Annotated in this window: 13 protein-coding genes; 3 read left to right on the forward strand and 10 right to left on the reverse strand. The window is 74.2% G+C overall.

Going from position 1 to position 14,154, the window contains the following annotated elements:
• Positions 1-22: 22 nt before the first annotated feature.
• The 5 genes from pdxS to pgsA all read right to left on the reverse strand — a co-directional run bounded on the left by pdxS (position 23) and on the right by pgsA (position 4,395).
• Positions 23-940, reverse strand: a complete 918-nt coding sequence (gene pdxS / locus EFE23_RS12880; RefSeq protein WP_123241148.1) for a pyridoxal 5'-phosphate synthase lyase subunit PdxS — start codon at positions 938-940, stop codon at positions 23-25.
• A 133-nt stretch (positions 941-1,073) separates the two neighbouring features.
• Complete coding sequence (locus EFE23_RS12885) at positions 1,074-1,577, reverse strand: hypothetical protein (protein WP_123241149.1); 504 nt, start codon at positions 1,575-1,577, stop codon at positions 1,074-1,076.
• A gap of 82 nt (positions 1,578-1,659) precedes the next feature.
• Entirely contained in the window at positions 1,660-2,820 is a 1,161-nt protein-coding gene (locus EFE23_RS12890) for a glycosyltransferase family 4 protein (protein WP_123241150.1), read from the reverse strand.
• A 16-nt stretch (positions 2,821-2,836) separates the two neighbouring features.
• Positions 2,837-3,778, reverse strand: a complete 942-nt coding sequence (locus EFE23_RS12895) for a phosphatidylinositol mannoside acyltransferase (protein ID WP_123241151.1) — start codon at positions 3,776-3,778, stop codon at positions 2,837-2,839.
• Positions 3,775-4,395, reverse strand: a complete 621-nt coding sequence (gene pgsA / locus EFE23_RS12900; RefSeq protein ID WP_123241152.1) for a phosphatidylinositol phosphate synthase — start codon at positions 4,393-4,395, stop codon at positions 3,775-3,777. Before pgsA ends, EFE23_RS12895 begins: the two co-directional genes overlap by 4 nt.
• Before the next feature lie 253 nt (positions 4,396-4,648).
• Here pgsA and EFE23_RS12905 point away from each other — a divergent pair, with 253 nt between their 5' ends.
• Complete coding sequence (locus tag EFE23_RS12905; protein ID WP_123241153.1) at positions 4,649-6,811, forward strand: elongation factor G-like protein EF-G2; 2,163 nt, start codon at positions 4,649-4,651, stop codon at positions 6,809-6,811.
• A gap of 247 nt (positions 6,812-7,058) precedes the next feature.
• Here the strand turns inward: EFE23_RS12905 and EFE23_RS12910 are convergent, their stop codons facing one another.
• Positions 7,059-8,117 carry an aldo/keto reductase gene (locus tag EFE23_RS12910; protein WP_123241154.1) on the reverse strand — a complete coding sequence of 353 codons (1,059 nt, stop codon included), beginning with the start codon at positions 8,115-8,117 and terminating at the stop codon, positions 7,059-7,061.
• A 77-nt stretch (positions 8,118-8,194) separates the two neighbouring features.
• Positions 8,195-8,821 (reverse strand): CG0192-related protein, encoded by a 627-nt coding sequence (locus tag EFE23_RS12915; protein WP_123241155.1) that lies wholly within the window; start codon positions 8,819-8,821, stop codon positions 8,195-8,197.
• An 80-nt stretch (positions 8,822-8,901) separates the two neighbouring features.
• Between EFE23_RS12915 and EFE23_RS28485 the strand changes: the two genes are divergently transcribed.
• On the forward strand, positions 8,902-9,435 hold the full coding sequence (locus EFE23_RS28485; RefSeq protein ID WP_199737047.1) for a hypothetical protein: 534 nt from the start codon (positions 8,902-8,904) through the stop codon (positions 9,433-9,435).
• 33 nt (positions 9,436-9,468) lie between these two features.
• Here the strand turns inward: EFE23_RS28485 and EFE23_RS12925 are convergent, their stop codons facing one another.
• From EFE23_RS12925 to thrS, 3 genes are all read right to left on the reverse strand, one after another.
• Complete coding sequence (locus EFE23_RS12925; protein ID WP_373684010.1) at positions 9,469-10,026, reverse strand: HIT family protein; 558 nt, start codon at positions 10,024-10,026, stop codon at positions 9,469-9,471.
• 16 nt (positions 10,027-10,042) lie between these two features.
• The gene (locus EFE23_RS12930) at positions 10,043-10,876 is read right to left on the reverse strand and encodes a pectinesterase family protein (RefSeq protein ID WP_233600959.1); all 834 of its coding nucleotides are present in this window, start codon (positions 10,874-10,876) and stop codon (positions 10,043-10,045) included.
• A 512-nt stretch (positions 10,877-11,388) separates the two neighbouring features.
• Positions 11,389-13,401 (reverse strand): threonine--tRNA ligase, encoded by a 2,013-nt coding sequence (gene thrS / locus EFE23_RS12935; protein WP_123241156.1) that lies wholly within the window; start codon positions 13,399-13,401, stop codon positions 11,389-11,391.
• 215 nt (positions 13,402-13,616) lie between these two features.
• Here thrS and EFE23_RS12940 point away from each other — a divergent pair.
• On the forward strand, positions 13,617-14,154 hold a 538-nt coding region (locus EFE23_RS12940; RefSeq protein ID WP_123241162.1), incomplete at its 3' end, for a DUF1775 domain-containing protein.

The following is a 14,154-nucleotide window of genomic DNA, read 5'->3' on the forward strand; positions in this document are numbered from 1 at the left end:
AACAGGGGGCCCCTCCTTCACGTCACCAGCCGCGGTCGGCCAGGCGGTGCGGGACCGGGATGTCGTCGACGTTGATGCCGACCATCGCCTCGCCGAGGCCGCGGGAGACCTTGGCCAGCACGTCCGGGTCGTCGTGGAAGGTGGTGGCCTTCACGATCGCGGCGGCGCGCTGGGCCGGGTTGCCCGACTTGAAGATGCCCGAGCCGACGAAGACCCCCTCGGCGCCGAGCTGCATCATCATGGCCGCGTCGGCCGGGGTGGCGATGCCGCCCGCGGTGAACAGCACGACCGGCAGCTTGCCGCTCTCCGCGACCTCCTTGACCAGCTCGTACGGCGCCTGCAGCTCCTTGGCGGCGACGAACAGCTCGTCGGCCGGCAGCGACTGGAGCCGGCGGATCTCCTGGCGGATCTTGCGCATGTGGGTGGTGGCGTTGGAGACGTCGCCGGTGCCGGCCTCACCCTTCGAGCGGATCATGGCCGCGCCCTCGGTGATCCGGCGCAGCGCCTCGCCCAGGTTGGTCGCGCCGCAGACGAAGGGGACGGTGAAGGCCCACTTGTCGATGTGGTTGGCGTAGTCGGCCGGGGTGAGCACCTCGGACTCGTCGATGTAGTCGACGCCGAGGGACTGCAGGATCTGCGCCTCGACGAAGTGGCCGATCCGGACCTTGGCCATCACCGGGATCGAGACGGCGTTGACGATGCCGTCGATCATGTCCGGGTCGCTCATCCGGGACACGCCGCCCTGCGCGCGGATGTCGGCCGGGACCCGCTCCAGCGCCATGACGGCGACGGCGCCCGCGTCCTCGGCGATCTTGGCCTGCTCGGGGGTCACCACGTCCATGATCACGCCGCCCTTGAGCATCTCGGCCATGCCCCGCTTGACGCGGGCGGTGCCGACGACCGGGGTGGCGTTGCTGTTCGGGGAGGTGGATTCGGACACGGGTCATCGCTCCTTGGACATGTGGGGTGGCTTGTGAACCGAGGCTACGACGGCGTCAACGCCGGTCCGACAGCCAATCAGACCCCCGGTGGCCTGCTCTGTGGCCGGGGTCACCCGGCCCGGGCGGCGCGGGTCAGCCGGTGGGCACGTCCGCCGGAACGCTCAGCGTGGGATCGTCGATGTCGAAATAGCGCGGCCACTCGCGGCCCCGCCCCATCCGCAACAGCCGTACCAGCGGGCGGCCGCGGGCCGCCCGGGCGTCCCGGACCAGATCGGTGTGCACCTGCCGGGCCAGGGCCAGCCGCCGGCTCGCCGCGATCACCGCCTCGCAGGCGGGGTCGTCGGGGTCCAGCTCGACGGCGCGCAGCTGCCGGGTGAGGTCGTTCTCGGCCGCCTCCCGCTCCTCCGGGACGGCGTCGAGGGCGATCCGGGCCGCCGCGTACAGCTCCACGCCGTACCGCCGCTCGGCCAGCACCGCCGCGGCCGCCGCGCGGCGCAGCAGGTGGGCGTCGAGCGCCCGGGCCGCCGACTCCGCCCGGGTCTGCAGCCGCTGCACCCGGCCGGCCGTCCAGATCAGGTACGCCGCGACCAGCCCGACGACCAGGACGGCGCCCACCACCCACCACATGCCCGGCATCGTAGTGCTGCTCCTCCTCCCGCCCGATCCGCGCGGCTCCCGCCCCGACCCCTCGTCCCACCGGCCGCACCGGTCACGCAGGTCAGCCCAGCCCCGCCCACTCCTGGTCCATGACCCGGCCGTCGGTGGCCTCGATCGCCGCTGCGTATACCTCCAGAACCCGGCGGGCAACCACGGGCCAGTCGAAATTCGCCACCACCTGGTCGCCGCAGGCGGTCAGCTCGGCCCGCCGGTCCGCGTCGTCGAGCAGCTCGGCCAGGGCGGTGCGCAGCGCCGCCGCGTCCCCGGTCGGGAAGAGCCGGCCGGCCCGGCCGCCGTCCAGCACCCGGCGGAACGCGTCCAGGTCGCTGGCCACCACGGTGGTGCCGGCGGCGAGGGCCTCGGTGAGGATCATCCCGAAGGACTCGCCGCCGGTGTTCGGCGCGACGTAGAGGTGCACGCTGCGCAGCATGCGCGGTTTGTCCGCCTCGGAGACCATGCCGAGGAAGGTGATCCGGTCCCGCAGCTCGGCCGGAAACCGCCCGTACAGGTCCTCCGGGTCGCCGGGACCGGCGACCAGCAGGCGCAGCCCGGGGCGGTCCGGGGCGAGCGCGACGAAGGCGTCCCGCAGGATCGGGAAGCCCTTGCGCGGCTCGGTGAACCGGCCGAGGAAGCCCAGCGTCCCGCCGGTGCCCGGAGCACACTCCCCCGGCCAGCCGGGCAGCGGCGCCACCCCGGCGAACTTCGCCACCGCCACCCCGTTCGGGATCTCCACCGCGCCGCCGTCCATGTGCTCGACCTGCACCTTGCGGGCCAGAGCGCTGACCGCGATCCGGGCGGTGATCCGTTCCAGCAGGATCTGCAACACCCCCTGCGCCGCGGAGAGCACCCGGGAGCGGGTCATCGCGGTGTGGAAGGTGGCCACCACGGGACCCCGGGCGCAGAGCACCGCCAGCATCGACAGGCTGGGGGTCAGCGGCTCGTGCACGTGCAGCACGTCGAACTCGCCCCGGGTGATCCAGCGCCGCACCCGGGCGGTGGAGACCGGGCCGAAGGCGATCCGGGCCACCGAGCCGTTGTACGGCAGCGGCACCGCCCGGCCGGCCGACACCACGTACGGCGGCAGCGCCGCGTCCTCGTCGGCCGGGGCCAGCACGCTCACCTCGTGGCCCGCCGCGAGCAACGCCTCGGCCAGGTCCATCACATGGTTCTGCACGCCGCCCGGCACGTCGAAGGAGTAGGGGCACACGATGCCGATCCGCACGTCAGTGCCCTCTCCCTCAGATCGTCCCGGTCGTCGTCGGCGCGGGGGCGTCCGTGCCGCCGTCCGTCCCGCGCCGGTCCAGCCACATCCGCTGCAACATGTGCCAGTCTTCCGGATGCCGGGCGATACCCGCCGCCAGACCGTCGGCAATCCGCTGGGTCACCGACCGGACCCGGTCGTCCAGCGGCGCGCTGTCCGGATCCGGCAGGGCCACCGGGCCCTCCAGGGCGGCGCAGGCGGCGTCCGGCTCGTACCACATCGAGGCGACGTAGAGCGGGGCTCCGGTCCGGATGGCCAGCAGCGCCGGACCGGCCGGCATCCGGGTGCGGCCGCCGAAGAACTCCACCTCGACGCCCCGGGCGGAGAGATCCCGGTCGGCGAGCAGCGGCACCACGGCACCCGCCCGCAGCCGGTCGACCAGCACGTCGAACGCGGGACGGTCGCCGCCGTGGGTGGGCAGGATCTCCATGCCGAGGCTCTGCCGGAAGGCGAGGAACCGCTCGTAGACGCCCTCCGGCTTGAGCCGCTCGGCGACCGTGGTGAGCGGCCAGCCGGTCGCGGCCACCCAGGCGCCGGCGGCGTCCCAGTTGCCGGCGTGCGGCAGCGCGACCACCGCGCCCCGGCCCGTCGCCACGTCGGCCGCCAGCTTCTCCACCCCGTCCGGGTCGAGGCGGAACCCGGCGAGGATCTCCCGACGGCTCAGTGCGGGCAGCCGGAACGCCTCCATCCAGTACCGGGCGTACGAGCGCAGGCCGCGCTTCACCAGGTCGTCAAGCTCCGCCTCGGACACCTGCGGGCCGACCACCCGGCGCAGGTTGGCGCGCAGCCGGGCCGTACCCCCGCCGCCCCGCCGGTGGGCGCGGTCCGCGCCCACCCGGAAGGCGGCGGCGACCACCGGCCGGGGCAGCGCACGGACCAGCCGCCAGCCGGCGACGTAGCCCGCCTCGGTGAGGTTCACTCCCGGCCGACCAGCTGCGCCTGCCGGTACACGTGGGCCATCCGCTGCCCCACCGTGAAGATCGACACGGCGGCGAGCAGCCAGAGCGCGATCGGCAGCGCGAGGTCCAGGCCGAGGCCGGTGAGCAGGCCGCCCACACCGACGATCAGCAGCCGCTCGGTGCGCTCGGCGATGCCCACGTTGCAGGTCATGCCGAGACCCTCGGCGCGGGCCTTGACGTAGGAGACCAGCCCGCCCGCCGCCAGGCAGAGCAGCGCGGCGGCCACCCCCGAGTAGTGGTGCTGGGTGGCCAGCCAGTACGCGACCGCGCCGAAGACGGCGCTGTCGGCGATCCGGTCCATGCTCGAGTCGAGGAACGCCCCGAACTTCGTGGCGCCGCCGCTCATCCGGGCCATCGTCCCGTCGAGCAGATCGGTGAGCGCGAAAACCGTGACGATCAGCGCCCCGGCGACCAGCTCGCCGCGGGCGCCGAAGCCGAGCGCGCCGACCAGCACGCCGAGGGTGCCGGTCACGGTGACCGCGTTGGGGGACACGCCCGCGCGGAGCAGCCCGCGCGCGACCGGCTCCACGACGCGGGTCATGCCCGCGCGGGCCGTCACTTGGAAGATCTTCGCCATGGCGGTCCCACGATAACGGCCGGCAGCGGCCGGGGACACAGCCGGTCGTCCCGACCCGCCAGCCGCTCTTGTGTCGACTCGGTCACGGGTGTGAGATCGAGTGTGGGAGGTGAGCCAGTTCACCGGAACACCGGTCCGCGTACCCGTCGTCCAGGAGACCACCGGAGGATATCGCCGCGGCACCCGCCCGGGCCGCTTCCCCGTCGCGCGCGGCGGTCGCCACCACCACACCGGCTGAGGGAGGTGCGCCGCCATGGCGCAGAAAAATCAGGAGAAGGGTGTCACCGGCGGCGCGCCGGTGGTGACCGAACCCGGCAGGGTTCGCAACGTGGTGCTCGTCGGGCACTCCGGCGCGGGCAAGACCACCCTGGTCGAGGCGCTGCTCGCGGCCAGCGGCACGATCGGCCGGGCCGGCAGCGTCACCGACGGCACCACCGTGTGCGACCACGATCCCGCCGCCGTACGCCAGCAGCGCTCGGTCGCCCTGGCCTGCGCCCCGCTGCTGCACCGCGACGTCAAGGTCAACCTCCTGGACACCCCCGGATACGGCGACTTCGTCGGCGAGCTGCGCGCCGGGCTGCGCGCGGCCGACGCGGCGCTGTTCGTGGTCTCCGCCGTCGACGGCATGGACGCGGCCACCGCCGCCCTCTGGGAGGAGTGCGCCGCGGTGGACATGCCGCGGGCCGTCGCGGTGTCCCGGCTGGACCACCCGCGCGCCGACTTCGACGAGGCCGTCGCGCTCTGCCAGCGGGTCTTCGGCGACAACGTGCTCCCGCTCTACCTGCCGATGCTCGGCGACGACGGCGAGTCCGTCGCCGGCCTGATGGGGCTGATCACCCGGCGCGTCTTCGACTACTCCGAGGGCCTGCCGCCGGCCGTCCGCGAACCGGACCCCGAGCACCTGCCGGCCATCCAGGAGGCCCGCGACGAGCTCATCGAGGGGATCATCGCGGAGAGCGAGGACGAAACCCTGATGGACCGCTACCTCGGTGGCGAGGAGATCGACACCGAGGTGCTCCTCACCGACCTGGAGAAGGCCGTCGCCCGCGGCCACTTCTACCCGGTGGTGCCGGTCTGCGCGGAGACCGGGGTCGGCCTGGACGCGCTGCTCGACGGCCTGGTGGCGGCGTTCCCGTCGCCACCGGAGCACGAGTTGCCGGCGGTCACCGGCGTGGACGGCTCGCCCCGGCCCCCGCTGGCCTGCGACCCGGACGGCCCGCTGGTCGCCGAGGTGGTCAAGACGACCGTGGACCGGCACGTCGGCCGGGTCTCCCTGGTCCGGGTCTTCTCCGGCACGCTCCGCCCCGACCAGCAGATCCACGTCTCCGGGCACGGCATGGCCGAGCGCGGCCACCCCGACCACGACGCCGACGAGCGGGTCGGCCACATCTACAGCCCGCTCGGCGCGACGCTGCGCGAGGTGTCCGCCGCGGTGGCCGGGGATATCTGCGCGATCACCAAGTCGGGCAGCGCGGAGACCGGTGACACCATCTCCGCCAAGGACGAGCCGCTGCTCGTCGCCCCGTGGGAGATGCCGGAGCCGCTGCTGCCGGTGGCCATCGTGGCGAAGAGCCGGGCCGACGAGGACGCCCTGGCCCGCAACCTGGCCCGGCTGGTCGCCGGCGACCCGACGCTGCGGCTGGACCGCAACGCCGAGACCCACCAGCTGGTGCTCTGGTGCATGGGCGAGGCGCACGCCGACGTGGTGCTGGACCGGCTGCGGGCCGGCGGCGTCGAGCTGGAGACCGAGCCGGTCCGGGTCGCGCTGCGCGAGACGTTCACCGCCGCCGCCAAGGGGCACGGCCGGCACGTGAAGCAGTCCGGCGGGCACGGCCAGTACGCGGTCTGCGACATCGAGGTGGAGCCGCTGCCGCGCGGGGTCGGCTTCGAATTCGTGGACAAGGTGGTCGGCGGGGCGGTCCCGCACAACTACATCCCGTCCGTGGAGAAGGGCGTCCGGGCCCAGATGGAACGCGGTCTGGTCGCCGGCTGCCCGGTGGTGGACCTGCGGGTGACCCTCTTCGACGGCAAGGCGCACAGCGTCGACTCCTCCGACGCGGCGTTCCAGACCGCCGGCGCGCTGGCGCTGCGCGACGCCGCCGAGAAGGGCCAGCCGGCGCTGCTGGAACCCGTCGACGAGGTGACCATCCGGGTGCCCGACGCGTCCGTGGGCGCGGTGATGGGCGACCTCTCCGGCCGGCGCGGCCGGGTGCTCGGCACCGAGCCCGACCCCGCCGCCGAGGGGCGCACCCTGGTCCGGGCCGAGGTGCCCGCGACCGAGCTGCTCCGGTACGCGGTGGAGCTGCGCTCGATGACCGCCGGCACCGGCACCTTCCGGCGCGAGTTCGCCCGCTACGAGCCGATGCCCGCCCACCTCGCCGAGCAGATCCGCAAGGAAGCCGCCACCCGCCCCTGACCTATCCCGCCCCCGCACCACCGTGGCGCCCCCGCCGCTTGGGGCCTAATTCACGGAAATAGTGGTCTCCGCAGAGCGAGAGGCCACTATTTGCGTGAATTAGGGCGGATCTTGGAGCGCGGCGGCGCGCCCACGGCGCGGGGCGAGCGGCGCGGGCCGGCACGGCGCGGGCCGGCACGGCACGGCGCGGGCCAGCGCGGCGCGGCGCGGTGCGGGAGGCGCGGGAGGCGCGGAAGGGGCGAGGGTGTCAGGGGCGGGCGGCGGGGATGGGTGGCATCGGCCAGTGCGGGCGGTCGGCGTCCCGGAGGGCGGCCGACCGCAGGGCGGCGAGCTGGCGTTCCACCTCGGCGAACTGGTCGGCGGCGAGTGGTCCCCGGTGCAGGGCGGCCGCGTTCTCCTCCACCTGGGCGACGGTCCGCGCCCCCGGGATCGGCACGGTGCGGCCGCTGCGCGCCCAGATCCAGCCGAGTGCGCCCTGGACGAGGGTGCGGCCGTCGGCGGTCAGCGCGCTCCGCACGGCCGCCACCCGGCGCAGCCACTCGGGTGCCGGGCGGCCGCTGCGGAACCACTCCAGCCAGGTCGGCGCGGTGCCGCGGATGTCGTCGCGGGGCAGCGTGGTGTCGGCCGTGTACTTGCCGGTGAGCAGCCCCATCCCGAGCGGCCCCCGGGCGACGCTGGCCAGGTCGTGCTTCTCGCAGACGGCCAGCATGGCCGGCGCGTCGCGGAGCACCGACAGGCCGTGCTGCACGGCCGTGGCCCGGGGGGCGACCTGGGCGAACGCGCCGGCCCGGTCGGCCCGGTCGGTGCTCCAGCCGTACGCCCGGACGAGCCCGTCGGCGACCAGGTCCTCCAGGGTGTCGATCAGCGCCTCGGCGCGCGGCGTCGGCAGGTCCCCGAGGTGCAGCTGGTAGAGGTCGATCCGGTCGGTGTCCAGCCGGCGCAGCGAGTCGGTGACCGCCCGCCGCAGGTACCCGGGCGAGGCGTCCTCCCCGGTGGCCTGCCGGGACGCCTCGTCGAAGGTGTAGCCCCACTTGGTGGCGATCACCGCCTCGTCGCGGCGGCCGGCGAGCGCCCGGCCGAGGATCCGTTCGCCGTGCCCGGCCCCGTACGTGTCGGCGGTGTCGAAGAGGGTCACCCCGAGGTCGAGCGCGCGACGGACGGCCCGGATCGACTCCGCGTCGTCGACCGCGCCCCACCCCAGCGGTCGGGAGCCCTCCGCCCACGGGCCGCCGATCGCCCAGCACCCCATGCCGAGGGCACTGACCTCGATGCCGCTGCGGCCCAGCGTCCGCGTGCTCACTGCCATCGCCGCATCCTGCCACCTTCCGGTCCGGGACGGGCGGGATCGTCACCGCCCGCCGACGGCGCGGGCACGGGTGGTGCTCAGCCCGTCACGGCGTACGCGAGGACCACCGGCTCGGGCTGCCCGGCCCAGGCGCCGGTGAGCCGCGCGGGGCCGGACGCCGCGTCGGCGGCCGGCCGCCGTACCAGGGCGAGCGTGGCCGCTCCGGCCCGGATCAGCGTGGGATCGCCGTCGACCACCGTCCCGGGTACGCCGAGCACCGGGGCCTGGTCGCTGCGGCCCGGCGTCACCGTCATGCTCGGCGGACGCACCTCCCGCCGGCCGTCGACCTCGAAGTACTCCTCGGCCTGCCCCGCCCCGGCGAGGACCGCGGCGGCCAGCGCCGCCTGGTAGACCGGGTCGCCGACGGCGTCGTACACCCAGCGCCGGCCCAGCACGGAGTGCTCGGTGGTGCCGACGAGCCAGCCTTCGGCGCCGGCGAGCGGCGCGCCCCGATAGGTCAACGGGGCCTGCAGGACCGGACCGTCGCCCATCCGGACGAGCATCGTCTCGATGCCCACCTCGCCGTCCGGGTCGTCGAACCGGTACCCGGCGACCCGGACGGCCTCCGCACCGGCGGCACCGGTGAACCAGGGCCGGGTGGGCAGCCAGGCGGCGAGCAGGTCGAGCTTCGAGGGGCGCAGTTCCGCGCGGTGCAGCAGAGCCATGTGGCGGATCGTACTGTCGAAAGGGGGCCGCCGAGGTTTCGGGATCTTGGCGGCGAGGCATTCCGCGCCCGGAGGTGGGCATGGGCGTCACGGCGGACGAGGTCCACCGGGCCACCGAGGTACGGCCGGCGCCCCGCTGGGTGGCGCCGACGTTCGTCGTGCTGGCCCTGCTGACCCTGCCCTGGATCGGTTACCTGGCGCTGACCCTGCCCCGGCACGCGGTGGCCGTGCACTACCGGGCCGCCTGGGTCGGCTTCGACCTGGGCCTGGTGGCGTTGCTGGCGCTGACGGCCTGGCGGGCGTACCGGGGGGACCGGCGGGTGGTGGTGGCGGCCACCGCCACCGCGACCCTGCTCGCGGTGGACGCCTGGTTCGACGTCGTCACCACCCCGGCCGGGCCGGACCTGGTCGTGTCGGTGCTCTCCGCGGCGCTGGTGGAGCTGCCGTTGGCCGCCGTCTGCCTGTGGATCGCCCGACACGGGGACCGCATGGTGGCGCGGCGGCTGCGGCTGCTCGCGGTCCGGGCGCAGCTCGCGACCGACCGCGCCGACGCGGCCCGACGGACGGCCGTCACCGCCCGGCGGCGTCTCGCCCGGTTCCGAGGTCGGCGCTGACCCGTCCCGGCTCGGGCGCGGGGTTGGTCGGGGTCAGGCCGGCCAGGCCTTGGCGAACAGGTCCCGGGTGTCGGCGAGCAACTGCGGCAGCACCTTGGTCCGGCCGATCACCGGCATGAAGTTGGCGTCGCCGCCCCAGCGCGGCACCACGTGCTGGTGCAGGTGGGCGGCGATGCCGGCGCCGGCCACGCCGCCCTGGTTCAGGCCCAGGTTGAAGCCGTGCGCGTTGGAGACCCGGCGGACCACCCGCATGGCGTCCTTGGTGAACGCGGCCAGCTCGGCGGTCTCCGGGGCGTCCAGCTCGGTGTAGTCGGCGACGTGCCGGTACGGGCAGACCAGCAGGTGGCCCGGGTTGTACGGGTAGAGGTTGAGCACCGCGAAGACGTGCTCGCCCCGGGCGACGATCAGGCTCTCGTCCGGCGGCAGGCCGGGGGCGCGGCAGAACGGACAACCGGTGGGCTTCTCGTAGCCGCCCTCGGGGCGGTCCTCGCCGGAGATGTAGGTCATCCGGTGCGGCGTCCAGAGCCGTTCCAGCCCGTCCGCCAGGCCGTTGTCCGTGCCGTCCTCGAAGTGTCGATCCGCCCCAGTCACACCGCAGATCCTACGGTCACCGCACCGGATCCCACCCGTCCGCACCGGCCAGCCAGGCGCGCCGGGTGAGCCGGGCCGCCTCGTCGGCGGTCAGCTGGGGCCGGTCGGGGCCGGCGCCGGCGCCCGGGCCGACGTTGGCGTACTCGGCGTACCGGGCGTCGCGCCAGGGCCAGGTGCCGAAGTCGCTCCACGGCGTTCCGGGACGGACGTGCGCCCCGAGCCAGGACTCGCGGATCACGGTCGACGGCGCGGCGGCCGGGTCGTTGCCCGGGTGCCAGGGGCGGCCGAGCGAGACGGTGCCGGGCTCGGCCGTACCGGTCAGCCGGCTGCGGCTGACCAGGAAGCCGTACGGGACGGCCCGGTCGGTGCTGGCCGCCGTGACGTACCCGTTGTTGGTGGTGGAACCGCGAGTGAGCGACCGCAGCTCGCAGCGGTCGAGGACGGCGGTGCCGCGACCGAAGATGACGTCGACGTCCCCCTCGATCAGGCAGTTCCGCAGGTACGCGCGGCTCGCCGTGGCGACATCGGGGGTGTTGAGGTAGAGGGTGTCCTGGTTGCCGAGGAATCGGACGTGTTCGAAGACCAGCCGGTCGGCGCGGGTGAGCACGGCGACCGCCTGCCGGTTGGTGATCTCGGGGTGGGCGGCCTCATCGAAGAGGTTGGCGAAGGTGAGGTTGCGGGCGGTGAACCCGGCGCCGGAGACGGTGACCGAGGCGCTGCCGGAGGTGCCCCAGGTGCCGCCGCCGGGCTTCGGCGTGCCGTTGGCCCGGTCGTCGGCGATGAGCACGTCGGCCGGGCATTCGCCGAGCCCGCGCAGCACGACGTTCGGCCGGTCGGCGGGGACGACCACCGGGCCGAGGTAGGTCCCGGTCGGATCCGGATCAGGAACGGCTCGGGGTTGCCCGGCGGCACGGCGTCGATCGCGGCCTGGACGGTGGTGACGTCGCCGCTGCCGTCGGCGGCCACGGTCAGCGACCGGCCGGCCCGGGCCGGGGCGGCGGCCCGGGCCGAGCTGGCGGTGGCCGGGGCCGCCAGCAGGGCCGCCGCGCCCGCACCCAACAACGTCCTGCGTCGCATGCTGACCTCCACCTGCGGGAAAGGGCTTTCCCCGCAGGCTAGCCCGAGGCAGCGAGGCAGGTCAATGCCTGCCGGACGGCGTCCCGCCCGCCGCCCCGGCCCGCCCGCCGCGCCGGCCCGCCGCTTGGCACCCGGCACCCGGCACCCGGCACCCGGCGAGTCCACGACGTCAGCTCGACAGGCGCCCGACAGCGCCCTCGGGGCGCGCCGGCGCAGGCCCGGGCGACGACGCCACATGGCGGCGTCCGGTCGCCCGGAACGCCGCCATGTCGAAGGGTCGTCCGCTCAGCCCTCGGCCGACGGGCCCGCGTTGGTCCGGGAGGTCACCACGTCGACGACGTGGGCCACCGCCTCGGCGATCGGCACGCCGTTGCGCTGCGACCCGTCCCGGTAGCGGAACGAGACGGTCCCGGCGGCCACGTCGTCGTCACCGGCGATCACCATGAACGGGATCTTCTGCTGCTGGGCGTTGCGGATCTTCTTCTGCATCCGGTCGTCGCCGAAGTCGACCTCGGCCCGGATCCCCTGCCGGGTCAGCGTGCCGACGAACTCCTGGAGGTAGTCGGCGTGGTCGTCGCGGATCGGGATGCCGACCACCTGCACCGGGGCGAGCCAGGCCGGGAACGCGCCCGCGTAGTGCTCGGTGAGCACGCCGATGAACCGCTCGATCGAGCCGAACTTCGCGCAGTGGATCATGACAGGCTGCTGCCGGGTGCCGTCCGCCGCCTGGTACTCCAGCCCGAAACCCTTCGGCTGGTTGAAGTCGTACTGGATGGTCGACAACTGCCAGGTGCGGCCGATCGCGTCCTTGGCCTGCACGGAGATCTTCGGGCCGTAGAAGGCCGCGCCACCCGGATCGGGCACCAGGTCCAGGCCGGTCTCCCGGGCGCACTGCTCCAGCACCGCGGTCGCCGTCGCCCAGTCCTCGTCGGAGCCGACGAACTTGTCCAGCTTGTTCTCGTCGCGAGTCGACAGCTCCAGGTAGAAGTCGTCGATGCCGAAGTCCTTCAGCAGGCTGAGCACGAACCCGAGCAGGTGCTTGATCTCGGCCGGCGCCTGCTCCCGGGTGCAGTAGGAGTGCGAGTCGTCCTGGGTCAGGCCGCGCACCCGGGTCAGGCCGTGCACGACGCCGGACTTCTCGTACCGGTAGACCGAGCCGAACTCGAAGAGCCGCATCGGCAGCTGACGGTAGGACCGCCCGCGCGACCGGTAGATCAGGTTGTGCATCGGGCAGTTCATCGCCTTGAGGTAGTAGTCCGCGCCCTCGAGCTCCATGGGCGGGTACATGCCGTCGGCGTAGTAGGGCAGGTGGCCCGAGGTGTGGAAGAGCCCTTCCTTCGAGATGTGCGGGGTCCCGACGTACTGGAAACCCTCCTCGATGTGGCGGGCGCGGACGTAGTCCTCCATCACCCGCTTGATCACGCCGCCCTTGGGGTGGAAGACGGCCAGGCCGGAGCCGATCTCGTCGGGGAAGCTGAACAGGTCGAGGTCCGCGCCGAGCTTGCGGTGGTCGCGCCGGGCGGCCTCCTCCAGCAGCTTCAGGTACGCCTTGAGCTCGTCCCGGGTCGGCCACGCGGTGCCGTACACCCGCTGCAGCTGCGGGTTCTTCTCCGAACCCCGCCAGTACGCGGCGGCCGACCGCATCAGCTTGAACGCGCCGATCAGCCGGGTGTTCGGCAGGTGCGGGCCCCGGCACAGGTCCGACCAGCAGACCTTGTCCTCGTTGGCGGCGAGGTTGTCGTAGATGGTCAGCTCGCCGCCGCCCACCTCCATCACCTCGGAGGAGTCCAGCCCCTCCCCCTTGACGTCGATCAGCTCCAGCTTGAACGGCTCGGCGGCCAGCTCGGTCTTCGCCTCGTCCAGGCTGGTGAAGCGGCGCCGGCGGAACCGCTGGCCGGACTTGACGATCTCCTGCATCCGCTTCTCGAGCTTCGCCAGGTCGTCGGGCTGGAACGGCTTGTCGACCTGGAAGTCGTAGTAGAAGCCGTTGTCGATGGGCGGACCGATGCCGAGCTTGGCGTCGGGGAAGACGTCCTGCACCGCCTGGGCGAGCACGTGCGCGGTCGAGTGGCGCAGCACGTTGAGCCCGTCCGGGGAGTCGATGGAGACCGGCTCGACCGTGGTCTCCTCGGCCGGCTTCCAGTCCAGGTCGCGCAGCTGGCCGAGCGGGTCGCGGACGACCACGATCGCCTTCGGGCCGGTCATCGGCAGGCCGGCCGCGGCCACCGCGTCGGCCGCCGTCGTCCCGGCGGCGACGACGACGGGGTCGGCCACGACGGGGGTACGGGGTGCGGACACGGTGACTCCTGTCGTCGATGGGTATCGGAGGGTGCCGGTTACCGGCTCCTGCGATGCTATCGGTCGCCCGTTCCGCACCGTCGGCGACGCGGCGTCGTCCCGATCGGTGGCCCTGGCGGATTCCGTCCCGCGTTGAACCATTCCGCGCTCCGGTCCGAACTACCGGGTATGGCCGGAGCCGGTGCCGGCCCGCGTCGAGACGGATGGGGGCGACCATGAGGATGACCCGTCGGGGCCGGTGGTGGGCGATGGCGGTGCTGGCCGTCGCGGTGGGGGCGGCGGCCCGGCCGGGCGTCGCGAGCGCGGCCGAGGTGACGGTGACCACCTCGCCGGCCCAGGTGCACCAGGGCGACGCGATCGAGCTGGCCGTGGTGCTGCCCGAGGAGCGCGCCGGCAGCCGGACCACCCGGATCGAGCTGCGGATGCCGGCGGACGCGCCGATCGGCGAGGTGTACCCGCTGTCGGTGCCCGACTGGGCCCCGAGCATCACCACCCGGCCCCTGGACCAGCCGGTGGCCGGCATCCACGCCCCCGAGCTGGACCAGGTGACCGAGGCGGTGACCTGGATCCGGATGCCCGGCGCGACCGGCCCCGCCCGGCTGTCGCTGGGCATGGGCCCGATGCCGGCCACCGACCGGCTCACCTTCGAGGTGATCCAGACGTACGCCGACGGGACGGTGGTCCGCTGGGCGGACCCGGCCGGCGGCGCGCACCCGGCGCCGACCGTGGCCCTGCTGCCGCCGCTGCCGGGCG

The sequence above is a fragment of the Micromonospora solifontis genome, assembly GCF_003725545.1.
Lineage (GTDB): Bacteria > Actinomycetota > Actinomycetes > Mycobacteriales > Micromonosporaceae > Micromonospora > Micromonospora solifontis.

Coding starts and splice junctions, on each gene's coding strand:
- EFE23_RS12885 (WP_123241149.1), bottom strand. CDS start 1,577: ATGCCGGGCATGTGGTGGGTGGTGGGCGCCGTCCTGGTCGTCGGGCTG.
- pgsA (WP_123241152.1), bottom strand. CDS start 4,395: ATGGCGAAGATCTTCCAAGTGACGGCCCGCGCGGGCATGACCCGCGTC.
- EFE23_RS12905 (WP_123241153.1), top strand. CDS start 4,649: ATGGCGCAGAAAAATCAGGAGAAGGGTGTCACCGGCGGCGCGCCGGTG.
- EFE23_RS12910 (WP_123241154.1), bottom strand. CDS start 8,117: ATGGCAGTGAGCACGCGGACGCTGGGCCGCAGCGGCATCGAGGTCAGT.
- EFE23_RS12915 (WP_123241155.1), bottom strand. CDS start 8,821: ATGGCTCTGCTGCACCGCGCGGAACTGCGCCCCTCGAAGCTCGACCTG.
- EFE23_RS28485 (WP_199737047.1), top strand. CDS start 8,902: ATGGGCGTCACGGCGGACGAGGTCCACCGGGCCACCGAGGTACGGCCG.